Here is a 25,186-nt window from a genome sequence, read left to right as displayed (position 1 = left end):
ATTAAATAAAATTTCTTCCCGGATTCTTTGTTTGCTTGCGTACCTGAGTTACTTCTGATGTTTTTGCCAAAAGCTTAAAAATCATTTTATAATAAGCCCAGCATAATTTCAGATCTCCTTTGAAAAAGGCTTTAATACTTTTGAGTTTTGCTGCCAGAATGCTTTTTCCGAAGGCTTTGCCAAACGTATAATTGATATTAGCATATTCAGAAAGAAAATATACGTATTCTGCACGTTCTGTTGCAGCAAATGAAGGCTTGCGAAAGGCTCTGTCATGAAAGCCGATGGCAGATGAGGTATATCCGAATTTACAATGGTGGAATTTAAGTCTGTTTGCATAGTCCTTATCTTCTCCATAATGATAGAAAAGAGGAGAGATGCCGCCTACTTTACGGAGAATGGAAACCGGAATAAACCAGAAAGCTGCATTTATAAATTCGACAATCCGGGTTGTTTCATCCTGCTTTACCTTTTCCAAATCTCTATTCCCGATATAAGTTGCAAATCCATAGTCGAGTTCATTTCCCTCACCAGTCAGGTGAACAGGAGAAATAATACCTTCCGGGAGATCCTGCTCAATATGTTGTATCATATTACCGATGGAAGGCGGAGTGATCCAGGCATCCTGATTGATCAAAAAGACATAATCATAATGTTCTTCAATGGCAATAGTGAGTCCGATATTATTTGCTTTTCCAAATCCCAGATTCTGATCATTGGCGATAAGACGTACACTTGGATATTCCTGACGGATGCGATTTATGGTCTGATCCTGGGAAAGATTATCTATCACCAGTATGTCAACAGGCTCATCCGAACGGATCAGACTTGGCAGGCATTTGTCTATCCATTTTTCAAAATTATAAGTAACAATGATTGCTAAAATTTTCATGCTGTTTTGCTTTTGAAAAATTTATCAAGTTTAAGAAATGTAATACATTCTTTAACCAGTTGCGGACGAATAAACCAGACAAGTGTTGTATATAATAGAGCTGTAAGGACTATTTTCAGGATAAAATGAATGTACAGGTGGAGTGTCAGATCCATAGTGATAAGATAGGTCCCGGCTATTGCGACCGATGCAATCGCTGCAAATAAAAATACATCAGAAAACAGATACTTCCATTTGAGCCCGATCTGGTTAGAAACAAAATAATGCCATACAAATAGCCAAAGGATATTTGTAATGACATACACCAGGATCATGCTGGAAATACCGTATGGATATACCAATAAGAACAGTACGAGCTGTGTCAGACTTAATGCAATAACATTCCACATGTAAATGTTTGATTTTCCTTTACTTAGAGCCAGATTAGCATAAATGTCAGCCAGGGGAACAAAAGCTCCGCCTATACACAGCAATTCTAAAAAGTAGGCACTATTCTGCCATTTGTTTGTAAGAAAGATCTCAATAAATTCTTTTGCCACAGAGGACAGACCAAATATAAGCGGGAAGGTCATAAAAGCTGTAAAGCTCAGAATCTTCCGGAAAACTCTTAGCTGCCTCTCTTCTTCTTCGTGCACACTTGTCAGAATGGGTTGAGCGACACTACGTGACATACCCAACAGGACAGATTGGCCCATAATATTCCATTTATTTGCCTGATTAAAAGCTCCGGCGTCACTTTTGGTATAGAATTTCCCTAAAATGGTGGTAATAATATTGGTGTTGAATTGTAAAAAAAGGTTGGTAATCAGCACTTTGCTGCTGAATGCGAACATCTTCTTTATGGGGCTGAAATCAAAATGAAAAGTTGGTCTGAAAGAAGAGAATATCCATAGAAAAGTCGTATTGACCAATACATAAAGTACGGTTTGGGTGGCAATTCCCCAATATGCCTTGCCGTTGTAAGCCATCACGACTCCTGTGATTCCGGAAATAATGAGGGCAATAGTTGTTCCGATTGCACGCTGTTTGACTTTCAGATTTCTGAAAAGGTAAGCATTGTGTGCCGTACCCATACTGGATATTAAAAAACTGAGGAATAAATAGCGTGCAAGCGGTGTTAATTCCGGCATATCATAGAAATAAGCGATAAGCGGAGCACAAAAGAAAAGGATAATATATAAGGATAATCCGATAAATCCGCTAAACCAAAAGACTGCATTGTAATCTTTATGTTCTACCTGCTTTTGATTTGTAATAGCACTTACAAAACCACTCTCTTGTAATGTGGAAGCCAAAACCGGGAAAATGAGGAGTACAGCTACAGCGCCATAATCCTCCGGAGTAAGGATGCGACTTACATAAACACCAAAAAATGCACCCAGAAGCTGTTGGATAAGATTGCTCATCCCTCCCCAAAGGAGACCTTTAGCAGTTTTTTGTTTTAAAGAAGGTTCTTCTCTGGTATTGTTATTTTCCTCCCGCAGCGATTCCATCTAACTCTTTGATACGCTATTTTAAATTACTTTTATCGTTTTAGCGAACTCCTTTAAAGATGGGTGGTCAGGTGTCAAATCTGTTACTAAGAATGAAACGTCTCTTAATGGAGCCACCTTCATTTTCTGGTTAGAGTTCAGTTTTTCCGCAATACTTAATATAGCTACTTTATGCGAGCATTTGATCATCGCGCGTTTGATCTGTACAACTTCCCAGTCTGAATCTGTAATCCCGTCATCAATAGAAAGACTGTTTGTCCCCAATATGCAAAGGTCTACTTTGATTTCAGAAAGTTCATTAATTACCTGCGCTCCGGTTACAATGTTCGTATTACGGGAAAGTTTACCTCCTATAGAAATTACCTCTATATTTTCCTTTTCGGCCAGTTCCAGTGCGACAAGAGGACTGATAGTGAAAAAGGTACATTGTATGTCTTCAGGGATGATCCGTGCCAGTTCTATAACTGTCGTACCACCGCCGACCAATACCGTCATACCGTTTTGGATGAGTGATATTGATTTTCTGGCAATTTCTTTTTTAGACTCTTTAGCATATACATTTCCATCCTGAAACGGGAATTGAAATGACTTGGAGAGTGCTCCACCATACACCTTTAATACCTGTCCGTTTTCAGCAAGCTCATTAAGATCCCGGCGGATAGTATCTTCCGAAACATTAAGCTGGACACTGAGATCCGAAGATAGAACTTTATTGTGAAGATTGATTTGGTGTATAATGTAGGCTTGTCTTTCTTCTTTTAACATATTTATAGCTGATTATTGTTATAAAGTTAAGGCTTTTCTTCGCATTCTAAATTTTTTCGCTAAAAATTTAGTCTTCAGATCTTTGGTTGTCATCATTTTTCTGAATCTTTGTTACCCCAGCTTTGAATTTGGGTCTGAATCCCAAAGGTTTAGCGGGAGCCTGAGGAGCTTCTTTGTTGTCTTCTGCAGTTGCAGAAGAAGGTATTTCTATAGCTGTGGATTCTGTCTGTGGATTTTGTTCCTCTTGTTCTTTTTTGACAGTTGTCACCCCAGCTTTGAATTTGGGTCTGAATCCCAAAGGTTTAACGGGAGTCTGAGGAGCTTCTTTGTTGTCTTCTGCAGTTGCAGAAGAAGGTATTTCTATAGTTTCCTTGTTTATAGTTGCGGATTCTTCTTGTGAAGTTTGTTCCTCTTGTTCTTTTTTGACAGTTGTCACCCCAGCTTTGAATTTGGGTCTGAATCCCAAAGGTTTAGCGGGAGTCTGGGGAGCTTCTTTGTTGTCTTCTGCAGTTGCAGAAGAAGGTATTTCTATAGTTTCCTTGTTTTCTATAGCTGTGGATTCTGTCTGTGGATTTTGTTCCTCTTGTTCTTTTTTGACAGTTGTCACCCCAGCTTTGAATTTGGGTCTGAATCCCAAAGGTTTAACGGGAGTCTGAGGAGCTTCTTTGTTGTCTTCTGCAGTTGCAGAAGAAGGTATTTCTATAGTTTCCTTGTTTATAGTTGCGGATTCTTCTTGTGAAGTTTGTTCCTCTTGTTCTTTTTTGACAGTTGTCACCCCAGCTTTGAATTTGGGTCTGAATCCCAAAGGTTTAGCGGGAGTCTGGGGAGCTTCTTTGTTGTCTTCTGCAGTTGCAGCAGAAGATATTTCTATAGTTTCCTTGTTTATAGCTGCGGATTCTTCTTGTGAAGTTTGTTCCTCTTGTTCTTTTTTGACAGTTTTCACCCCAGCTTTGAATTTGGGTCTGAATCCCAAAGGTTTAGCGGGAGTCTGAGGAGCTTCTTTCGTGTCTTTTGCGGTAACAGCAGGTGTTTCTGTAGTTTCCTTGTTTTCTATAGCTGTGGATTCTGTCAGTGTAATTTCGTCCTCTTTTTTAGAGGCTGTAATTCCGGCCTTAAACCGAGGCTTAAATCCTGCAGGTTTATTAGCAGTCTCTTGTGTGTTGTCGTTTTCGGAAGAAGGGGATTCTTCCGGATCTGTTTTACTGTTCGTAACTCCCGGTTTAAAACGAGGTTTAAATCCTGCAGGTGCGTTCGAAGGTGCTGGTTGAGGAGCTGAGCTTTCTTTTTGCTCTGCATCCGCCGGAGTGCTATTACTTTTAAATCGAGGTGTAAATCCTGTTGCCGGACGGGCTTCTGCTGATGTTGATTCTGCAGTAGGGTTATTATCAGCAACTGGTGGAGCTGCAGACTTGAATTTTGGTCTGAACCCTGCTGGTTTAGATGCAATGCCCGCAGATGCCGAAGAGGCGACCTGTGTTTCTGTCTTTTTGACGACTGCAGGACTTATCTCCTGTTCTGCAAGTTTATAATCCTTACGAAGACGATTAAACCAGAATTTCTTTGTATGATCAAAGCTCTTCTCTCCCATTAACATATAATGCTTTTTGAATTCATCATAAAGAGCCGAGTTTGAATGCTGTAATGCACTCAAATCAATGTTCTTTTTTACAAAAAATTCTTCAAAGGTCATATGTTCCCGTTTTTACAAATGTACCGAATTTACCAAAATGAAAAAAGAGAGCGGAAGCTCTCTTTTTTCATTTTATAAGAAATAACACGTATTGTATTAGTCCATATTGTGATATACAGCCTGTACATCGTCATCTTCTTCAATTTTATCGATAAGTTTAAGAACATCAGCTGCTTCTTCCTCAGAAATGCTGGAATGGGATAGCGCAATGCGTTCTAATTTTGCTGATTTCACTTCTATGCCTTTTTCTTCTAAAAGACGTTGCATATTTCCAAAATCTTCAAATGAAGTTTGTACTACGACAACATCGTTTCCTTCTTCATCAGCTTCTACATATAGCTCTTCCAGACCTCCGTCGATAAGTTCCAGTTCTAATTCTTCTACATCCAGATTTTCCTGAGCATCAAATCTGAAGATTGATTTTCTGTTGAAAATAAAATCTAAAGAACCTGTCTTGCCTAATGTTCCTCCCGCTTTTGTAAAATAACTGCGGATATTAGCTACCGTTCTGTTGGTGTTATCAGTTGCTGTTTCGATAAGAATAGGCACACCGTGTGGGCCATATCCTTCGTATACATATTCTTCATAACCTTTCGCATCCTTCTCTGAGGCACGTTTTATTGCCGCTTCGATACGGTCTTTAGGCATGTTTACGGCTTTACCGTTCTGGATTGCTGTACGCAGGCGAGAGTTGGTTTCGGGGTGAGGTCCACCTTCTTTTACTGCGATAGCGATTTCTTTTCCTAAACGTGTAAATTGGACAGCCATTTTTGCCCAGCGTTTAAATTTGCGCTCTTTTCTGAATTCAAAAGCTCTTCCCATTTTGTCTGTTATTTGTTTTTAAGGTTTTGGATCATGTCCGCCGTCATTTCGGTTAAATCGAATTTCGGTTTCCATTCCCAATCTTTTTGGGCATATGAGTCATCAATACTTGCAGGCCAGGAGTCTGCAATAGCCTGACGGGGATCATTGTCCGAATAAGTGATGGTAAAATTAGGAAGAATTTTTTTAATTTCTTCAGCAATCATCTTCGGTGTGAAGCTGATACCTGCAAGATTATAGCTTGACCGGATCGTTAACTGTTCTTCCGGAGCTTCCATCAATTCGAGCGTGCCCCTTATTGCGTCATCCATATAGAGCATTGGCAACGCTGTGTTTTCGGAAAGAAAGCATTCGTATGTACCATTCCTGAGTGCTTCAAAAAAGATGTGTACGGCATAATCTGTAGTTCCTCCTCCCGGTTCTGTTTTCCAGGAAATAATACCCGGATAACGTATACTTCTTACGTCCAAACCATATTTTGCGTGGTAATATTCACACAGGCGCTCTCCTGCCAGTTTACTGATGCCATAGATACTGTTTGGATCCATTGTGCAGTATTGCGGAGTATCCTGCTTTGGAGAATGGGGCCCGAATACAGCGATTGAACTCGGCCAGAATACGCGTTTTACTTTAAACTCCAGCGATAAGTCCAGTACATGAAGTAAACCATTCATGTTGAGGTCCCATGCTTTTTGCGGGTATTGTTCACCGGTAGCAGATAACATGGCTGCAAGGTGATAAATCTGAGTAGGTTTATATTTATCAAAAAGCGCTTTTAAAGCTTCTTTGTCTAATACGTTAATGATTTCAAAAATCTCATTTTCGGCTAAGGATTTTGGTTCACGAATGTCTGATGTGATGACATTTTCATATCCAAATTTTTGTCTTAAGGCAAATGCTAATTCGGTTCCGATCTGACCGTTTGCACCTATAATAATTACGCGCTCTTTCATCGAAACAAAGATACTCATTTTGTAACCTTTGTCAATAGTGGGATGCAGGCGAGGCTAAGACAAAACTCCCTCTGAATGTCCTGTTGAAGCCCTGATTGTCATATAATTCAACTATATACAAGTAAATTCCCGGAGGTGCCGGGGAACCGTTTTCTGTCCGGCCATCCCAGGTAATCTGTCCCGATGAACCTATACTTTTATTCCGAATCAATCGATTGATCATGTGGCCTCTGTCGTTTACTATACTAAGGCTGATCATGGCATTTTCGACTTGTATTTCATAGTTGATGAGGAGTAAATCTTCAAATGAATCTCCATCAGGAGAAAAGGTACGGGAGCTCAAAAAAAAATTATTTTTTTTGAAAATTTTATCACTGTATCTGCTGTTTTGATATCCGGGAGTTGCTCCTTCTGCTGATGTTGCGGCAGAACGGAAGTTTCCGGGAGTATTTGTGTCTTCTTTGTAGTGTTGCCGTTCCAATGAAATTCCTTTTTTATCTGTTATAAACGGGCTGTGCATATTTTCGGTATAATACAGACTATCTACCGTCAGATCGTTCTTCCGGAGTATAACTACTCCTGATATATTATTATATGCCGGTAGTGCGCGTAACTGCATGAAATTATTCAGGTCTGCAGCAGGATAATGTTGTTTTACAATTATGCTATTTGTAGTTAGCAACCTATAATGGCCGGATGGAAAGGAATGGGCAGAGTCTGAAATGGTATATTTTCCTATCTTCCAGCCTTGAAGATTGATGTCTTCTTTACTGTTGTTATAGATCTCAACAAAATCAACCCCGCCAGGTTTCGGATTAAAGAGTATTTCATTAATGATAATATCGTGTTGCTTTACCTGATAAGCAGGAATATGTGAAAGTAGTATCGTAGTATCCAATGTTATTTGCCGTCCTGTGAAGAGAGCACCTTTGTTAATATTAATCTGAAAAGTTTCCTTTTCTAAAGAATTCTTGAGATGGAGATATACAATTGAATCCTGAGTAGTCACATCCCTGATTTCTTTCAAAGGACTAAAGGAGTAATTGGGATGTTGGGACATGAATATGGTATCCAAAGGAGCGGAGAACAGAAGTGATATCGTATTAGGATTAAGGATGGCTGATCTTTTAACAGATAATTGATCGGTTGATGCGTAGGCTTTGAGCAGGATATAGTGGAAGCGAAGTGAAGAACGACGGATTGGTGTAAAATAAGCTGCGAGACCAAAATCTGGCTGGAGGTTGTAGACCATGTCTTTTACCTGAGGCTGGCCAGTCGTATTGAGGAGAGAACGAAATGATTTTTGCTCATACTCTTTCACTGCAATACGCCAAATCCCGTTCTGATCCCGGGTTATCATTACCTGAGCAGATAAGTGTTCTTTTTCATTCGGAAGAGAAATGCTTTGGAAAATAATGATTCTTGAAGTCCCGTTTTGACGATAAAGTTTATAGACATGCTGATCTGCTGTGCCGTCCACCTGAAGGTGGTAACCTTGATGCGCAAGAGAAGCTGAAGGTTTATTAACGGAAAGATAGAAGCGGAAATAATTCGCTGAAGTAAGCGGCATTGTAGTGGTAAATCCGATTTCATATTGCATGCCAGCCTTGGGTATTGTACTGCTATAAAGATGTGCAGGAGAAGAGGATTGCGGACTGATTTGTAAAATATTACTTTCTACGATATAATCTGTGGTAGGCTGCCATTGACGGAGGTGGCTGGCCTGAAACTGATCCAGGAATAGTGCTCCCGTTGTGTCAGAGGGAGAAAGTCGGCTCTGCGCATAGGAGGATGTCTGTAGATGGATAAGGTAGAGCAGGCCTGCTAACCAGTAGCCTAAAAGTTGTCTTTTTTCTATTAATATGCTCATAATTTATATAAATTGTCAATATTGGTGTATAAAATTTATAAATTTTAAAATATCTCTGGTTTGACGTCTCTTTAATTTGTATGTTTGGCATTCTACATTAACATGCAAGTTAAGTAAAGATTAATAAAATTTATAACAATTTAAAAAACAACAGATTATTATGAAAGTTGCAGTAGTTGGCGCAACAGGCCTTGTTGGGTCAGAGATGTTGACAGTTTTGGCAGAGCGTAATTTCCCGGTGACCACCTTGATTCCAGTTGCTTCAGAGAAGAGCAAGGGTAAGGAAATTGAGTTTAAGGGTAAGAAGTACGCGGTTGTAACCGCAACAGAAGCTATTGCACTGAAACCTGATGTTGCTCTTTTTTCAGCCGGAGGCAGTACTTCTACAGAATTTGCTCCTTTGTTTGCAGAGGCAGGTATTACTGTTATTGACAATTCATCCGCATGGCGCATGGATCCTACAAAGAAACTTGTCGTTCCGGAAGTAAACGGAGATGTATTGACTGCAGAGGACAAAATTATAGCAAATCCTAATTGTTCTACTATCCAGATGGTAGTGGCCTTGAAGCCTTTACATGACAAGTACAAAATCAAACGTGTAGTGGTATCTACTTATCAGTCTGTGACGGGTACGGGAGTTAAGGCGGTTCAGCAGCTTAACGATGAGCGTGCTGGTATAGAGGGAGAAAAAGCGTATCCTTATCAAATCGATTTGAATGTAATTCCTCATATTGATGTATTCCAGGACAATGGATATACAAAAGAGGAAATGAAGATGATCAAGGAGACAAATAAGATCATGCAGGATGATTCTATCAAAGTGACAGCGACTACGGTTCGTATACCGGTAATGGGAGGACACTCTGAATCTCTTAACATTGAATTTGAAAATGAGTTTGATCTAAAAGATATCAGATCTGTACTGGAAGCACAAAGTGGTGTAATTGTAGTGGATGACCCGGCTAATCTGGCATATCCGATGCCAAAGGATGCACATGGTCGTGATGAAGTCTTCGTAGGCCGTATACGTCGTGATGAATCACAGGACAAGACATTGAATATGTGGGTTGTGGCAGATAACCTTAGAAAAGGAGCTGCAACGAATGCTGTTCAGATTGCAGAGTTATTAAACAAGAAAGGACTGATTTAATCAGAACACTTTACTAAGTATATGAAGAGCTGCTTTCATAAAGCAGCTCTTTTTTTATGAACTTATCTCCCTTACTGTACCATCCCGTAACCTGAGAATGTACTCTTACGGTAGAGATGGAAAGGATAAGTGTTATCCGACATTGTATATTGAAAGGTCTAAGTATGAGCTCCATACAGAGAGGATGACCTTTAAAACAGAGACAAAAAAAGAGCAACGAAAGTTGCTCTTTTTTTATTTTGTGAACAGGTGTATTCTTATCTCACAGGAATGAATTCCCAGGTATCATCAAATTTGAATGTACCGTTAGCACCTGTTGTGATATATCCTTTTCCGTTTACAGAGAATGCTGCTGCGCCTTCACGTGCAGATCCCTGGAATGCCTGATGTTTGCTTTCCCATGAATCACTTGAAGGGTTGTATCTCCATGTACTGTTCAGGATAGAAGATTTTTTACCGCCTACAACAAATGCTGTCTGACCTACTGTAAAAGCAGATGCACTTTGACGTGTTACATCGATATCATCAGTTTTGATGTCTTTCAGACGAGTCCATGTTGTGCCGTCAAATTTGTAGAAATCTTCAGGGAAAGAGTTGTTGTCAAAACCACCGCCTACATAAGCAGTGTTGCCGATCACAAAAGAAAATGCATTCACTCTTTTGTTAGCGAAGATAGTACCTACTGAAGTCCATGTATTAGTTGCAGGATCGTATTTGTAGAAATCTTTAAGTGTTTTTTCAGCTTTAGTTGAACCTAAACCTACATATCCGAAACCTCCTAATGAGAAAGCTACAGCTCCGTATCTGGCTTCACCTGGCAGAGGTGCAATTGCTGTCCATTTGTCAGTTGCTGAATCGTATTTGTAAAAGTCATTCAACGCATCTGTTCCGTTGTAACCTGTACCTACGAAACCAACTCCGTTGATCGCGAAACCTACAGCTGCATTACGAGCGTCTCCGATAAAGTCCGCTTTTTTGGACCATGAACCTTTTTTGGAATCGAATAACCAGGTATCTTTTACTCTCTCATTTGTTCTCAGGATACCCGTAGTAATAAAACCATTATCTCCGATAGAGAAATAGGCTGCTGCACTGCGTGGATCTCCGTCAAAAGCCGAAGTTTTAAACCATTCGGCCGGGCCTGTATCTGTGTTGCTATCTGTATCATCACTTTTTTTACAAGAATTGAAGGACGTTAAAGCGATAGTACAGGCTAAAAATAGGATTAGCCAATTTTTCTTGTTCATAAATTGTTAAAATTTAGTATATACGATGTTTAATTTAACTTTTGGCTTGTTATTTTCTTTTGCGATTTCAAGCGTATTCGCTGTGGAGAACAGGCTTGGAGAAGCAACAGTTAAAAATAACGAAGTATCATAATAATTTACAGTATTAATATTTTTAAGATATGCAATCAGATCAAATACATATTTACCATTTGCTCCGGTATCATTTCCTTTGCTAAAACTTACCTGTTGTATTGTGGTCGTAAAAGGAAAATTTACTGCTGTAACAGGGATTCCGTTAATATTCGCTACCATCAGCATTACGGACGGAGGTACCGGGTACATTCCTGTATTTGAATTTGGTGTTTCGATAATCAACTCCGCCTTATTTATGGAAATCTTTTCATCCAGTATAAATTCTCTTAACGAGGGAATCTTAATGTTCGCTACAACACCTGTACCACCCTGAACAAATACTTCCTGATTAGTTTCCGAACTTTTAAGCTCTTTATTCGTGTAATTCAGGGATGCATATGGAGTACCTGTACGATCAAATGTAATATTGTTATGTTGGTAAGATTTACTGTCAATGGTAAAAGTTTTTGCAGCCTGAGTTTTAAATCCGTCCGATCCGATGTAAGAATAGTTCACTTTAACTGCCAGTGTATCGTTAAATCCGAGTACAACCGTATTGCTTGCTGCAGGGACAATGACCATACCTTTGAAAAACTCCTGAAAGTTGGCATTGGAAGATACCTTGATATCATTATTCTTGAAAAGATTAAATAATGTATTTCCAAGATTCTGGTCCAGACGTACAGATAAAGTATCTAAGGATTTAATACGTGGGCTGAATGTTAATTCACCCAGAGGCGTGCTGTTATAATTAAACTGCTGCTTTCCGAAAAGAGTAGGACCTGTGACAAAAGCCGGAGTCAGATTATTATCAATACCTGTAGTAATGTCTTTTAGTATGATATTTTCAGTGACTTCATGTACACTTATCTTTTGATTTACAGTAGTATCTCCGTAATAGTATCTGGCCTGATTAGGTTTGATAACCAGGGTCAGGGAATCAAATGTTGCACCGTCTGGTATGGTAGCAGATACATTTCCTAAACCTAAGCGAAAATAGCTGCTTGATGAGATACTTCCTGTCTTTGCACTATTTGCCTTACCTACCAGAATAGTACCTGTTGCTGCAGTAGGAAGATTGTCCATCTGGAAGGTGGAGACATTTACAGTAAATGAATCGGTAACACTAAGACCAAGGTTGTTATCGGAGCCATCAAGTGAAATACTGATATCCTTATTACAGGAAGTTACGACAGCAATGAATAAAATTGGTAAAATATATCTTATATTTCTTCTTTTAAAAAATCGACTCATGTTGAAAAATTACGCAATGACGCAAAAGTAATGATTGCCTCCTGTTAATCAGTGTTATATTTTGTTAAATTAGGTTAATTCATAACCGTGGAGCAAAGCTACTAATTTAAATTTGTTTTTTAATTATGGTGAAAAGGTATAAATTGGTAATAACAGTCATGATCCTGACGGGTTTGGGCGTTATTCTGGTGTTGTCTGGATGGCTTTACGGCAGCTATCAGAACAGACGGGATCTGTTTCTTTCTTCTGCAGAAAGATCAATGTTTAATGTTATACAGGAAGTATATCAGACAAAGATCAATGTAGATGATTCTCTTCGTTCCGCTCAGGCCAGAGGACGGAAATCATTTGTCGGCTATCTGCAGGAGAAATTTCCAAAAATAGACTTTGATTCTTTACGTAAGAATTTTGAGGAAAGCTCAGGGAAATCTTCATATATGCAAGGCTTCCGGGATAATGCAACCCGAAAGGGAGAAGAGCGTAATGACGAAGGGCCTTCACAGATTATTCCGCCTTATCTGTTCAAAGATTTTGATTTCGATAAAGAAGTGATGGACACCGTCTGTCACAGACTGAAGACCACATTAACAGATAAAGGTATCTATACAGATTTCAAGGTAGAGTTGCTGCAGCTTAGCCGGGAAGAAGTGTCGACTTTCCGTGCAAATACGAAAGCCCAAAAGCTGATGTGGACCAGACCTACATTAGTCAATCCGGACCGGGGACAGTTTGTGGTGGTCAAATTTGAAAATACCTGGCGTTATCTTCTTTTTGGTATGGGATGGCAATTGCTGGTTTCTATTGTTCTGGTGGCTTCTCTGGTAGGATCTTTTCTTTATCTGATGCTGACGATATTCCGGCAGAATAAAATGGCACAGCTGCGGAAGAATTTTGTGAACAATATGACGCATGAGCTCAAGACCCCGGTCTCCACTGTGATGGCTGCCGTAGAAGCGATTCAGACCTATGGTGTCAAAGATGATAAGGCTAAAATGGAGTTGTATCTTCAGGTTTCCAGGAATGAGCTTCAGCACCTTTCGGATATGATTGAAAAAGTTTTGCAGATGGATATTGATGAGGTAAAGGGAGTCAATTTACAATACACAACATTTGATATTGCAGACTTGCTGGAGCGTTGTATTAGGATTGCAAAGCTAAATTTTAAAAAGGAGATTGAGATTGTCTTTGATTGCGAAAAGAGGCCGGTAATGATATCGGCTGATGAAGCGCATTTGAAGAATGTGTGCAGCAACCTGCTGGATAATGCAATCAAGTATTCCGGAGAGAAGGTTTTGATAACGGTTGCTCTCAAAGAATTGGCGCATTCGGTAGAGGTTAGTGTGAAAGATAATGGGAAGGGAATTGCTGCAGAATATCAAAAGGATGTATTTGATGCTTTTTTCAGAGTTCCGGAAGGGAATCTTCATGAAGTAAAGGGCTTTGGTCTGGGATTATCCTATGTAAAACAAATGATTACACAACATGGAGGGACTGTTTCTCTCATCAGTGAATTAAATAAAGGTAGTATATTTACGATCAGTATTCCTAAAGCGTAGTTATGATCAGTATTTTGTATGTAGAGGATGAGGCGGGGCTGGCCATGATTCTGTCAGATACTCTGAGGTCTCATGGGTTTGCGGTGACACATTGCGATAATGGCGGAGAAGCATTTTCCACTTTTCAGGAGCAAAAATATGATCTTCTGCTGATCGATGTGATGATGCCTGTGATGGATGGTTTTGAGCTGGCAAAGAAGGTAAGAGGAATGGATACGGATGTACCTATTATATTTCTGACAGCACGGACCCAGACGGAAGATGTCGTTGCGGGGTTTCATCTGGGAGCCAATGATTATATCAAAAAGCCATTTAAGATAGAAGAGCTCATTGTCAGGATAGAGGCTTTGTTTAAATACTATAACCGGGCACAATCTGTTCCTAAACTGCAAATAGGAAATTATATCCTGGATCATGTGAAGCATCTGCTGACATTTGAGGACATGGAAGAGAAGCTATCCTTTCGGGAAAGTGAATTGTTGCGCAGATTATTTGAAAATAAGGACAGAGTAGTTCCCAGAGAAGAGATTATTAAAGCTTATTGGAGTCAGGACAAATACTTTACGGGAAGAAGTCTGGATGTGTTTATCAGTAGAATGCGAAAGTACCTTATTAAGGATGAACGGATCAAGATTATTAATATCAGAGGGATAGGTTATATGTTAACCATAGATGAATAACGATGAAAGCATTAATTATAGTGGATGTGCAGAATGACTTTCTGCCGGGAGGATCGCTGGCGGTAGAACACGGGGATGAGATTATTCCTTTGATTAACCGGCTTCAGTCAGATTATGGACTTATTGTAGCAACGCAGGACTGGCACCCTGTTCATCACAAAAGCTTTGCTAAGGAACATCCTGGTAAAAGCGTCTTTGAGGTGATTGAACTTAATGGTCTGGAGCAGCGACTGTGGCCTACCCACTGTGTGCAGGGAAGTAGTGGTGCTGCATTTCATGAACAACTGGATATGGACCGGGTAGAAGCTGTGTTCCGAAAGGGAATTGATCCTGAAATCGATAGTTACAGTGGTTTTTTTGATAACGGACGCCGGAAAAATACAGGTCTTGCCGGATATCTGCGTGACAGAAATATTGAAGAAGTTCATGTATGCGGTCTGGCAGCTGATTATTGTGTGTACTTTACGGCTAAAGATGCGTTGTCTCTTGGCTTTAAGACGGCAATCCTTACCGATGCTACAAAAGCAATAGATCCGGCTCAGTTTGAAAAACTTGCCAGATCATTTGAAGAAGATAGCGGAAGGTTGATTTAGCGGTTTCCTCGGCTTCTTCCCCGTTCTCCTCGCGAATTAAACGGTCCGCGGGATCCTTTGCTTTCCTGTCCGCCGAATTTGCGTAAATGGTATGTAAAACTCAACAGAAAATAGCGGGTCAGTGTGTTGGACTGCACGTCTGAAATGGAGAATTCATCTATACGCCTGTTGACATTTTTTGCTTTATTGAAAATGTCAAACGCTTTTAAAGACAATTCCGCATTTTCTTTCTGAAAGAACCTTTTGCCTATGGAGGCATTCCAGATGACAGTCTGGACACCGGAAGTATTCTGTACACCTCCGTTAAGCATGTAGTTTATATTCGAAGTCACAAACATTCCTTTCCAGAAATCTACAGATGCATTATTGTTGATGGTATGGTTGTACACATTATATTTTTTGACCTGTAATGACGGGTTTTCAGTAAAGGTCAGGTTGCCGTTGTAGGAAAGTCCAATTACTGTCTTTCTACCGAAGTTACTGGATACTCCTACCCGCTGACGTATACCATAGGATCTGGAATTTAACAGGTCCTTATTTAGTATAGAGTAGTTGTTATTGAAGAAAAGATTATTATTCAGATTGACATTCAGTTTCCATTTTTTGATCGGTAAACCCAGACTGTTTGTCATCCTGACGGAGTAAGCTCCATTAACATTCTCCGGTCTGATGTACTGTCCGCCAGCACCTAATATAATCTCGTCTGTGATTTGTACAGCTGTATCTGTCAGCAAGATCGAATTGACGATCTTATCTTGTATGTATTCAAAGTTGAGACTGGAGTTAAAACTTCGTCCTGTTAATTTTTTGATATCTCTGAACTGAAAACTGATATTATGTTTATATTCCTGATTCAGATCCGGATTACCATTTTGAATACGTAAGGCATTCTGATTGTCTATAAAGTCTTGCAACTGATTTATAGAAGGGGCATTAGTTGCGGTATTGTATTTTAATTCCAGCCGCTTTTCTTTACCGATATGATAAGTGATATTCATCTCCGGCAAAAAGCTCCTGAATCCGGAAGTAGTAATGACATTTTTAGGAAAAGTCTTATCATTTTTGCGGGAAGCATATTGATAATTTGCCCCAATCTGAAAGGTTAGACTGTCTTTTTTAGAGAATAAATAGGATATCCCACCGCTGTGAAAATCAAAATCATTTCTGAATTCATTTGACAGTCTCTCGTTCAGCTGACCCAGTTGTCCGGTCTCTTCCAGGAACTCAAAAGTTTTGCGGTCAGAATAATTTGCCGTGTTGCGGTAACTGTAATTAGCCTGTAACCGGCTGAATCTGGATATATTTTCAGTGAACGTCAGTCTTCCGTTTATTCCGTTTCCATAGCCTTCAGATATATTCTGATTATTATTGGTGTCGATACGATTTAACAGCGCATCTTTATAATATTGATTGAGCGCATTTGTGCGTCCCTCACTGTTATTGGAGGAATGATTACCATTTAGATTGACAGATAATGTCCTTCCTGGCTTATTCAGTCGTACCATATAAGTAAGTGCGCCTGATATATTAAAGTTGTTGCTATTATTCCGATTTCTCCGGTCCGATGTGTTAATGGTATCCTGAAGCTGATTAAGTGTTGTACTTATATTAAAATTAGTGCGGTCATTGGAAGAATAGGACAATTTCGGTACAAAATCTATGCGTTGAGTGGAATCTATATCCCAGTGTAGCCTTGCTCCGGCATTGTGACTTACGGATCCGTTATCTGAATTTTGAGTCTGTTTTCTTAACTGGTTTGCCCTTGAACCGAGTATGTAATTGGTTAAGGAATTTGTAAAGGTATTGGTATTTGTCGAATTAAAATTGTAATCTGCGCTTACCTGCATTTTTTGATTCAAATAGCTGTTGTTAACGCTTGTAGCTACTGCGTATGTCTTGGACAGGCCGCGCTCAACATTCGAATTTCCTCCTCTGTTGCCTCCGCGTCCCTGTTCTCCAAAATTGGTCTCATTGGTATTATTGGCCATTGCTGTAAGGGAATAACGTTTGTCATTCTGAAAGCCATTTATATTGATATTGGTCGCATACTTTTCATCATTTCCCATACTGCCGTTTGCTTTTCCGAAATATCCTCTTTTCCGATTGGGCTTGGTAACGATATTGATGACCTTGTCCCGTTTACCATCATCGAATCCGGAGAATTTAGCCTGTTCAGATTTATCATCGATGATCTGTACCTTGTCTATGATGTCTGCAGGGAGAGATTTGAGCGCAATTTTAGGGTCGGTGCTGAAGAATTCTTTGCCGTCTACAATTATCTTCTTTACTACTTCTCCGTGGGCATTTACATTGCCGTCTTCATCAATTTCTACTCCGGGAATCTGCCTGATCAGTTCATCTGCATCCGAGTTTTTGGCTGTTGCATATTTATTGGCATTAAATTCCATTGTATCACCTTTCAGTGCAACTGTTTCGGCCGTAATCTCTATTTCATCTAATATGATCTCTGAAGATTCCATCTGAAAATTGACAGTTGCAGCTGTGCTTCCCAAGGTAATTTTTCGCATATCCTGTTTATACCCCATGTAGTTGATATTGATAACGTAGGTGCCTTGTTCCAGGTTATTGAACGTATAGTTGCCCACCTCATCACTGGGAGCTTTCAGGGTCGTTGAATCTTTGCTGCTAAGAATAGAAATACTGGCCCCTTTGATAGGTTGGGATGTTTGTTTATCTGTGATTTTACCGGAAATCCGGATTTGACCAACAGCCGATAAGGAAAGGAACAGAAAGATACTGACAAACGCAAGGTGTCTCATTGAAATTTAGGTTGATGTAATAGCCTTTTTATAGGAATACTGTTTGTAAAAAAAATAATGACAATCCGTTATCCTCTTCGACTATGCCTGTGCGAATATAAAAAGATTAGGTATATTTGTAATATTTATAGCAATAAAGATACATGAAAGATAATGCGATGAGTCGCAAGGAAAGGATAATGAAGGAGGCTCTGGCTCTCTTTGCTGAGAAAGGATATGCGGATACTTCGACAAAAATTATTGCTCAAAATGCAGAAGTTTCAGAGGCCTTGATTTTTAAGCATTTTGGAAATAAAGATGCGCTGCTTTTTCATCTGATCAAATCCGGATACCGTAGGGTGCTGATGTACCATAAGGGTATGATGACTTACAAAAATCCAAAAGACTTTCTCAAAAATATGATCTTTCTGCCAAGTAAACTGGTGGCTGAAGAGCCTATTTTCTGGAAGCTGCAGGAACGTCTGTCTCATAATTCTTTTTCGCGTCAACAACACGAACAATTTATGAAACCTGTACAGCCTATTATTAACCGGGCATTTGAGGAACTCGGATATGAAAATCCGGAACTTGAAACACAGTTTTTATTAATTGTTATTGACTCGCTCTGGAAAAAAGAAGCCAGCGGTGAGATTGACCAATCCCTGGATTTGGCTATTCTTTTAGAGAAAAAATACGATCTGTTATAGGCTATATTTTTTTGTAACAATTTGCGTTTTTGTGCATCTTTTTTGTTGCAATACGCACAAATAGTTTTAAAAATCAATTTTATTTGACGTAATTCGTGGTACCTAATTAATTTTAAAGCATATGATATTTAGAAAAATGGTTTTAGGGCTTGCCTTTGTGGCTGTTTCACTTGCCGCTAAAGCACAGTCTAACCCAAATTTTGTTGCCTTTATTAATCAAAAGCACGCCTGGGTTGATTCTGTATTCAATACTCTCTCACCTAAAGAGAAAATAGGACAATTGTTTCTTGTTCGTGCACATACGAATCTGGGCCAGAAATATATAGATTCTGTGGCTGCCGTGATTCAAAAAGAACAGTTGGGTGGTCTGGTTGTCTTTCAGGGCGGACCTGTGCGTCATGCCAATATGTTTAACCGTTATCAGGCTGTTGCCAAAGTGCCATTGCTGATGACTTTTGACGGTGAATGGGGGCTGGGTATGCGTATGCCGGATTCTACAATTTCTTATCCTTATCAAATGACTTTGGGCGCGATTCAGGATGAGTCTCTGATCTATCAGATGGGTAAAGAGGTGGCTAAAGATTTTCACCGTATCGGCATGCATTTTAATTTTGCGCCGGTAGTTGATATCAATAATAATCCAAAAAACCCGGTGATCAATTTCAGATCGTTCGGTGATAATAAATACAATGTCGTTAAGAAAGCAAAAGCTTATATGGACGGTATGGTTGACGGAGGAATTATTGCGTCATTAAAGCATTTTCCGGGACATGGAGATACGGATGTGGACTCACACCATGACTTGCCGCAGTTGAAATTCAGTAAAGAGCGTCTTGATACGTTGGAAATGTATCCCTTCAGACAGTTGATCAAAGATGGTGCACCAGCGGTCATGGTTGCGCATATGAATATTCCAAGTCTGGATCCGACTCCTAATATGCCTTCATCTATCTCCAAACCTGTGGTAACAGGACTTTTGAGAGATCAGTTGGGCTTCAAGGGGCTTACGGTTACAGATGCCATGGATATGAGTGGCGTGAAGAAATTTTTTCCAAACGGAGAAGCAGATGTTCAGGCTATTATTGCTGGTCATGATTTGTTGGAAGTCTCTGAAAACAGTGGCCGTGCTATTGGGTTGATCGAAAAAGCAATCAAAGATGGCCGTATCAAACAAGCCGATCTGGATGCCCGTGTAAAGAAGGTTCTTGCTGCAAAATTGTGGGTTGGTCTGAACCGTAAGCGTGTAATCAGTACTAACTATCTGTACGATGACCTGAACAGAACGAGTTCAAAACAACTGGTACAGCGATTAGCAGATGCATCCATTACACTGCTGAATTCTAATAACCGTCTTTATTCCTTTCAGCCAAAGCAGAAAACAGCCATTGTAAGTATAGGTGTGACTGCTGCACAGGATTTCGAAAAAGAAATGAAAGCCCGTCTTCCGGAGTCTGATATATATTACATCAAAGGAGATGAAAAAGAAGAAGCACTACAGGAGATCTTTAAAAATGCGAAAGGACATAAGCAGTTGATCGTAGCTATTCACGATGATCGTTCACGTCCGCGCAGTGAGGTTCCTTTTAGCCCTGAAGTAAAAGAAGTGATTGCGAAATTAGCGAAGAGAAAAGCGATTACCTGTCTGTTTACGAATCCTTACGCATTAGCTGATCTGCCGGGTGTAGAGAAAAGTCAATCTATACTCATGGGGTATCAGAATGACTGGTTTATGCAAAGAGCTGCAGTCAGAGCTATCTTCAGAGAGATCAAGCCTAAAGGTAAACTGCCGGTAACGATCAACGAAAATTATAAATACGGAACGGGAATTTAAGGTTTAGCGTATTAAAAAAAGTGGCGAATCAGGTAAGAATGATTCGCCACTTTTTTATTGTATTACGGGAGTATGACTTCCCGGATATTAGAGATACTACTTTCATTCTTCATTCTGTCAATAGCAGTCACTACATAAAAATAATGTCCTCCCGGTTTTATAGTATTGTCTGTATACTGAAGGTAGCTGTCATCGTAGGATATTTGCAAGATACGTTCTGCATTTGCTGTATTGACATTTTCTCCTTTTTCAAAACGATAAATGATGTAGCCATAGATCTGTTCATCGTTCGGCTTTTGCCATACAAGTGTAGTTGACTTTCTGTTTGAAGACACATGGGCCTGTAATCCGTAAGGGGATTGTGGAGGAATACTGTCTATCCATGCCATCGTTGGTGGAAGTGCTTTGTAGCGATAGAGATCATACTGCATGGAATCACGCAGGCCTGCCAGATTGTCCATCAACGATTTAGAGCTGAAGTAAATACTTCCCTGTACCTCATGTTGATCCCGCAGATGACGCACCTGTTTTGGAATTTGTCCCTTATCGGTCCATCCCGGACGTTTTTCAGTTACACGATATGCCCCATGTCCTACATAGAAATGACGTCCATACGTATGTTTTTCCCACCATTCCAGTAATATTTCAAATGCTGCGGCCCTGTTATTAAACGGGAAGTAGATTTGTGGATTGATATAATCTATCCAGCCCTCTTTCATCCACTTTACTCCATCGGCATACAGCGTGCGGTAGCCGCTGAGTCCGCTTGTATTGGAGCCATCCGGGTTATCTCTTTTATTGTCCCAAATCCCAAAGGGACTGATTCCATATTTGATAAAAGGCTTTTCCTTTTTAATTGCTATTCCGAGGTCACGGATCAAAAGATCCACATTGTTTCTGCGCCAGTCGTGTATATTGGCAAAGCCTTTTCCGAATTGATGAAAGGTAGGTGCATCAGGTAGTGCAGTATTTCTGGCATCCGGATAAGGATAGAAGTAGTCATCGAAGTGAATCCCGTCCACATCATAGTTTTTGACGACATCCATGATGACGTCGATAATATATTGCCTTACTTCAGGCAATCCAGGATTGAACAGGTATTTTCCGCCATATTTAAAAAACCATTCCGGTTTTGTCCGGGTAATATGATCTTTGGAAAAATGGGCAGGATTCAGTGTGGTAGATGCGCGGTAAGGATTGACCCATGCGTGCAGCTCCATTCCTCTTTTGTGTGCTTCTTCAATGACAAACTCGAGCGGATCATAGAACGGGGAAGGTGCTTTACCCTGCACACCCGTAAGATATCTGCTCCAGGGCTCTCTTCCTTTTGCATAAAATGCGTCTGCAGCAGGTCTTATCTGGAAGAATATTGCATTCAGTCCCGCACGTTGATGTGCATCCAGAATATTGATCAGCTCTTGCTTTTGCCGTTCACTACTTTCATTGTCTCTGCTTGGCCAGTCAATATTGGCTACCGTAGCGATCCACACCCCCCGAAGTTCCCTTTTCGGAGAATTTTGGCTGATGGCCTTATACGGGAAATGACTGATGAAAAGAATTAGAATGATTATCTTTCGAAAGTGCAACATGTTTTTTGAATCCCCCCAACTATTAGGCCTCAAAGATAGCAAACAGCGGGTAACTGACTTGTTACGTACAGGTATGAGGGTGTTAAATAGTGTTAATTTTTCGGAATGTGTGGAGGGAAAACCGTTGTTTATAAAAATGACAATAATTCGTGTTGAAATAACCTTTTCAATATGATATTTGTAATGGAATATATCATATTTTTGTGACGATTAAATTGTTGATCTAAAAAATGGCAAAAGAGCAGATTTCTATATTTGATATGTTTAAGATTGGGGTAGGGCCTTCCAGTTCGCATACATTGGGTCCATGGCGTGCTGCACAGCAGTTTACCAAAGTCTTAGAAGATAAGGGTGTGTTGGGTGATGTAGAAGCTGTCAAGATCTTATTGTACGGATCACTGGCAAAGACCGGAGTGGGGCACGGAACCGATATTGCCATCCTGTTGGGACTGAGCGGAGACGATCCCGTGACCTGTGATGTGAATCAGATTACTCCTAAGGTCGAGCATATCAAAGCAGCTCATGAGCTGGTACTTGCCGGTAAACATGCTATTCCTTTTTATTTTAAAGAAGATCTGTTGTTCTTATTTCAGGAAAGTCTTCCTTTTCACCCTAATGCGGTAACATTTCAGGCTTTTTTAAAAGGTGAAAAGGCGGTGAGTGAAACCTACTATTCAATTGGTGGCGGTTTTGTTGTTCAGGAGGGAGACGATTCGGGTTTCCTATCTGAAATAGATTTGCCTTTTCCGATTGATACTGCTCAGGAGCTTATGCTGGCCTGTATGCGTACGGGTTTGAAGATTTCTGATGTCGTCATGGAGAATGAGAGCGCCTGGCGTAGCGAAGAAGAGACTAAAGCCGGCGTGCTTCGTATTTTTACAGCTATTAAAGAATGTATCTACAGAGGTTGTCATACTTCGGGTGTCCTTCCGGGCGGATTGAATGTAGAACGACGTGCTGCAAAACTGAATAAAAAACTGATCAACGACCGTAGTTATGTCGATTTTGAGAGTTGGGTACAGGCTATACGTGAAGGAGGAAAAGATTTTGATTATATTCTGGATTGGGTGAGTTGCTTTGCTTTGGCCGTAAATGAGGAAAATGCTTCATTTGGACGTGTCGTTACGGCACCTACAAACGGAGCTGCGGGGGTAATTCCGGCGGTGCTTCAATATTTTATTACTTTTCACAATGGATTTGATGAGAGTAAGATTATTCAATTTATTGCTACAGCTTCTGAGATCGGTTCGATTTTTAAAAAGGGAGCAACTATATCTGCGGCAATGGGCGGTTGTCAGGCTGAGATTGGGGTTTCCTCTGCAATGGCTGCCGGGGCGCTGACCGAATGTCTGGGTGGATCTCAACGGCAGGTACTGATGGCATCGGAAATTGCCATGGAACATCATCTGGGACTGACCTGCGATCCGATCGGTGGGCTTGTGCAGGTGCCTTGTATAGAACGGAACACCATGGGGGCAATTAAGGCAATCACTGCTGCCCAGCTAGCGCTGCGTTCTAATCCGGATAAGGCAAAAGTAAGTCTTGATGCCGTGGTGAAAACGATGTGGGATACCGCACAGGATATGAATGTAAAATATAAAGAAACGGCAGATGGTGGATTGGCTGTACATATTCCGCTTAGTCTTCCTGAATGTTAAAGGCATATGATCTTGCCGGATATTTTTTAATTTTGTTTTGAATGAAGTATAGTGCTATAGCATCAGGCAGTAACGGTAACTGCTATTACGTGGCGAAGAATGATTCTGCGATTCTGGTTGATGCCGGGATAAACAGTAAGCATATTCATCTGCGTATGGGGAATCTGGGTATTCAGCCTGATACTATAAAAGCAATTTTTATAACACACGAACATACCGACCATATTCGCGGGCTTTCGGTTTTTAGCAAAAAATATAATCTTCCGGTGTATATTACTGAAGGAAGTTATCGCGGAAGCCGGTTACATCTTCCTTCTCATTTGGTACATGTTATCAAGCCCGATGATAAGGTAGAGATAGGGGAGTTGACGGTGTATGGTATTCCCAAATATCATGATGCGAAGGAACCCTGCAGTTTTCTTGTTTCTGACGGACAATATAATATCGGTATCCTGACAGATATCGGCCGGGCTTGTGATAATGTCAGATATGTTATTCAGCATGCGGATATTCTGCTGTTAGAATCTAACTATGATGAGGAAATGCTTCGTACGGGGCGCTATTCTTATTATCTGAAAAACAGAATCAGTAGCGGATGGGGGCATATCTCCAATACTGTTTCTCTGGAAATTTTCAATAATTGCCGCAGTAGCAGGCTGAAGCACCTGATATTAACTCATCTTTCGGGAGAGAATAACAGTGTAGAGCTGGTGGAACAGACATTTGCTCCGCATTGCTCAGAGATCAAACTGTCTATAGCGACCAGGTCTGCGGAGACTGAATTGTTTGATCTTCATGCTTTGCTCCTGAAAGAATTAATTTAGGGGTGTTGCGGAACTGAAATATTTATATCAGTTCCATATGGAACAGGTCTGCCAGATGGTTCTTTAATCTGTCTTTTACTTCGTTGATATCTACTTCTCTGCCAAGTTCACGCTGCATAGAAGTCACATCTTTATCATCTATTCCACATGGAACAATGTTTCCGAAATAACTCAAATCTGCATTTACATTGAATGCAAATCCGTGCATAGTGACCCATCTGCTGGCGCGCACACCCATTGCACATATTTTGCGGGCTTTGTCATTATCCGGATCTATCCATACGCCTGTATATCCCGGGTATCTGCCTGCCGGAATTCCATAGTCTGCGAGGGTCAGAATAATAGCCTCCTCCAATGTACGGAGATACAGGTGGATGTCGGTGAAGAAATTGTCGAGATCCAGAATCGGATAACCTACAATCTGTCCGGGACCGTGGTAGGTGATGTCTCCTCCGCGATTTATTTTATAGAAGGTGGCTTGTTTTTCTTCAAGGCCCTGCTCATCTAATAAAAGATTGTCGGGGTGACCGCTTTTTCCTAAGGTGTATACATGAGGATGCTCAGTAAAGATGAGATAGTTACTGGTCTCTGTATGTGCTTCGTTGACACGATTATCATGCTTGATGTCCAATATACTTTTGAAAATCTCTTCTTGTCTGTTCCAGGCATCCTGATAATCCTGCAAACCCCAGTCGGCGAATTGTACTTTTTTGTTCATATGATGTGCGTAGGCAAAAGG

The 25,186-nt window shown here is 40.4% G+C and carries 20 protein-coding genes; 8 read left to right on the top strand and 12 right to left on the bottom strand.

Annotated features, from left to right (window positions below; translation table 11 throughout):
* Position 1: 1 nt before the first annotated feature.
* The 7 genes from HMPREF0766_RS17450 to HMPREF0766_RS17420 form a co-directional block, all read right to left on the bottom strand.
* On the bottom strand, positions 2-892 hold the full coding sequence (locus tag HMPREF0766_RS17450; protein ID WP_003000163.1) for a glycosyltransferase family 2 protein: 891 nt from the start codon (positions 890-892) through the stop codon (positions 2-4).
* Positions 889-2,385 (bottom strand): lipopolysaccharide biosynthesis protein, encoded by a 1,497-nt coding sequence (locus tag HMPREF0766_RS17445; RefSeq protein WP_003000161.1) that lies wholly within the window; start codon positions 2,383-2,385, stop codon positions 889-891. Before HMPREF0766_RS17445 ends, HMPREF0766_RS17450 begins: the two co-directional genes overlap by 4 nt.
* 21 nt (positions 2,386-2,406) lie before the next feature.
* A complete protein-coding gene (locus HMPREF0766_RS17440; RefSeq protein ID WP_003000159.1) occupies positions 2,407-3,150 on the bottom strand; it encodes a DeoR/GlpR family DNA-binding transcription regulator in 744 nt (247 codons plus the stop codon).
* Positions 3,151-3,217: 67 nt separating this feature from the next.
* Positions 3,218-4,840 carry a hypothetical protein gene (locus HMPREF0766_RS17435; RefSeq protein WP_003000157.1) on the bottom strand — a complete coding sequence of 541 codons (1,623 nt, stop codon included), beginning with the start codon at positions 4,838-4,840 and terminating at the stop codon, positions 3,218-3,220.
* A gap of 96 nt (positions 4,841-4,936) precedes the next feature.
* On the bottom strand, positions 4,937-5,662 hold the full coding sequence (locus HMPREF0766_RS17430) for a YebC/PmpR family DNA-binding transcriptional regulator (protein WP_003000156.1): 726 nt from the start codon (positions 5,660-5,662) through the stop codon (positions 4,937-4,939).
* An 8-nt stretch (positions 5,663-5,670) separates the two neighbouring features.
* Positions 5,671-6,633, bottom strand: a complete 963-nt coding sequence (locus HMPREF0766_RS17425; RefSeq protein ID WP_003000154.1) for an NAD-dependent epimerase/dehydratase family protein — start codon at positions 6,631-6,633, stop codon at positions 5,671-5,673.
* Between the two features lie 13 nt (positions 6,634-6,646).
* Positions 6,647-8,485: a lamin tail domain-containing protein gene (locus HMPREF0766_RS17420; RefSeq protein ID WP_003000152.1), complete on the bottom strand. Its 1,839-nt coding sequence runs from the start codon at positions 8,483-8,485 to the stop codon at positions 6,647-6,649.
* Positions 8,486-8,645: 160 nt separating this feature from the next.
* Between HMPREF0766_RS17420 and HMPREF0766_RS17415 the strand changes: the two genes are divergently transcribed.
* A complete protein-coding gene (locus tag HMPREF0766_RS17415; protein WP_003000149.1) occupies positions 8,646-9,635 on the top strand; it encodes an aspartate-semialdehyde dehydrogenase in 990 nt (329 codons plus the stop codon).
* A gap of 257 nt (positions 9,636-9,892) precedes the next feature.
* Here the strand turns inward: HMPREF0766_RS17415 and HMPREF0766_RS17410 are convergent, their stop codons facing one another.
* Both HMPREF0766_RS17410 and HMPREF0766_RS17405 read right to left on the bottom strand, forming a co-directional pair.
* The gene (locus HMPREF0766_RS17410) at positions 9,893-10,882 is read right to left on the bottom strand and encodes a Kelch repeat-containing protein (protein WP_003000148.1); all 990 of its coding nucleotides are present in this window, start codon (positions 10,880-10,882) and stop codon (positions 9,893-9,895) included.
* A gap of 6 nt (positions 10,883-10,888) precedes the next feature.
* The gene (locus HMPREF0766_RS17405) at positions 10,889-12,250 is read right to left on the bottom strand and encodes a DUF4270 family protein (protein WP_003000145.1); all 1,362 of its coding nucleotides are present in this window, start codon (positions 12,248-12,250) and stop codon (positions 10,889-10,891) included.
* Between the two features lie 125 nt (positions 12,251-12,375).
* Between HMPREF0766_RS17405 and HMPREF0766_RS17400 the strand changes: the two genes are divergently transcribed.
* From HMPREF0766_RS17400 to pncA, 3 genes are read left to right on the top strand one after another with little or no spacing between them, the layout of a single operon-like run.
* Positions 12,376-13,806, top strand: coding sequence for a sensor histidine kinase (locus HMPREF0766_RS17400; RefSeq protein ID WP_037460744.1), 1,431 nt, complete (start codon positions 12,376-12,378; stop codon positions 13,804-13,806).
* A 2-nt stretch (positions 13,807-13,808) separates the two neighbouring features.
* Positions 13,809-14,486: a response regulator transcription factor gene (locus HMPREF0766_RS17395; RefSeq protein ID WP_003000141.1), complete on the top strand. Its 678-nt coding sequence runs from the start codon at positions 13,809-13,811 to the stop codon at positions 14,484-14,486.
* Positions 14,487-14,488: 2 nt separating this feature from the next.
* The gene (pncA, locus tag HMPREF0766_RS17390; RefSeq protein ID WP_003000139.1) at positions 14,489-15,079 is read left to right on the top strand and encodes a bifunctional nicotinamidase/pyrazinamidase; all 591 of its coding nucleotides are present in this window, start codon (positions 14,489-14,491) and stop codon (positions 15,077-15,079) included.
* Here pncA and HMPREF0766_RS17385 read toward each other — a convergent pair.
* Positions 15,076-17,859, bottom strand: a complete 2,784-nt coding sequence (locus HMPREF0766_RS17385; RefSeq protein ID WP_003000137.1) for a TonB-dependent receptor — start codon at positions 17,857-17,859, stop codon at positions 15,076-15,078. The two genes, pncA and HMPREF0766_RS17385, sit on opposite strands and share 4 nt — an antisense overlap.
* Positions 17,860-18,002: 143 nt before the next feature.
* On the opposite strand from HMPREF0766_RS17385, the gene HMPREF0766_RS17380 reads away from it, so the two are divergent.
* Together HMPREF0766_RS17380 and HMPREF0766_RS17375 are read left to right on the top strand one after the other, a co-directional pair.
* Positions 18,003-18,545 (top strand): TetR/AcrR family transcriptional regulator, encoded by a 543-nt coding sequence (locus HMPREF0766_RS17380; RefSeq protein ID WP_003000135.1) that lies wholly within the window; start codon positions 18,003-18,005, stop codon positions 18,543-18,545.
* A gap of 121 nt (positions 18,546-18,666) precedes the next feature.
* Complete coding sequence (locus HMPREF0766_RS17375) at positions 18,667-20,376, top strand: glycoside hydrolase family 3 protein (protein WP_003000133.1); 1,710 nt, start codon at positions 18,667-18,669, stop codon at positions 20,374-20,376.
* Positions 20,377-20,438: 62 nt separating this feature from the next.
* Here HMPREF0766_RS17375 and HMPREF0766_RS17370 read toward each other — a convergent pair whose 3' ends face one another.
* Positions 20,439-21,965, bottom strand: a complete 1,527-nt coding sequence (locus HMPREF0766_RS17370; protein ID WP_003000130.1) for a glycoside hydrolase family 10-like protein — start codon at positions 21,963-21,965, stop codon at positions 20,439-20,441.
* 230 nt (positions 21,966-22,195) lie between these two features.
* On the opposite strand from HMPREF0766_RS17370, the gene HMPREF0766_RS17365 reads away from it, so the two are divergent.
* Complete coding sequence (locus HMPREF0766_RS17365; RefSeq protein ID WP_003000124.1) at positions 22,196-23,623, top strand: L-serine ammonia-lyase; 1,428 nt, start codon at positions 22,196-22,198, stop codon at positions 23,621-23,623.
* A gap of 41 nt (positions 23,624-23,664) precedes the next feature.
* Positions 23,665-24,447, top strand: coding sequence for an MBL fold metallo-hydrolase (locus HMPREF0766_RS17360; protein WP_003000120.1), 783 nt, complete (start codon positions 23,665-23,667; stop codon positions 24,445-24,447).
* 22 nt (positions 24,448-24,469) lie between these two features.
* Here HMPREF0766_RS17360 and lipB read toward each other — a convergent pair whose 3' ends face one another.
* Complete coding sequence (gene lipB / locus HMPREF0766_RS17355) at positions 24,470-25,165, bottom strand: lipoyl(octanoyl) transferase LipB (RefSeq protein ID WP_003000117.1); 696 nt, start codon at positions 25,163-25,165, stop codon at positions 24,470-24,472.
* Positions 25,166-25,186 lie beyond the last annotated feature (21 nt).

Origin of the sequence: Sphingobacterium spiritivorum ATCC 33861 (assembly GCF_000143765.1) — a bacterium.
Lineage (GTDB): Bacteria > Bacteroidota > Bacteroidia > Sphingobacteriales > Sphingobacteriaceae > Sphingobacterium > Sphingobacterium spiritivorum.
The sequence above is the reverse complement of the archived record's forward strand: the minus strand, read 5'-3'. Positions and strand labels throughout refer to the sequence as shown.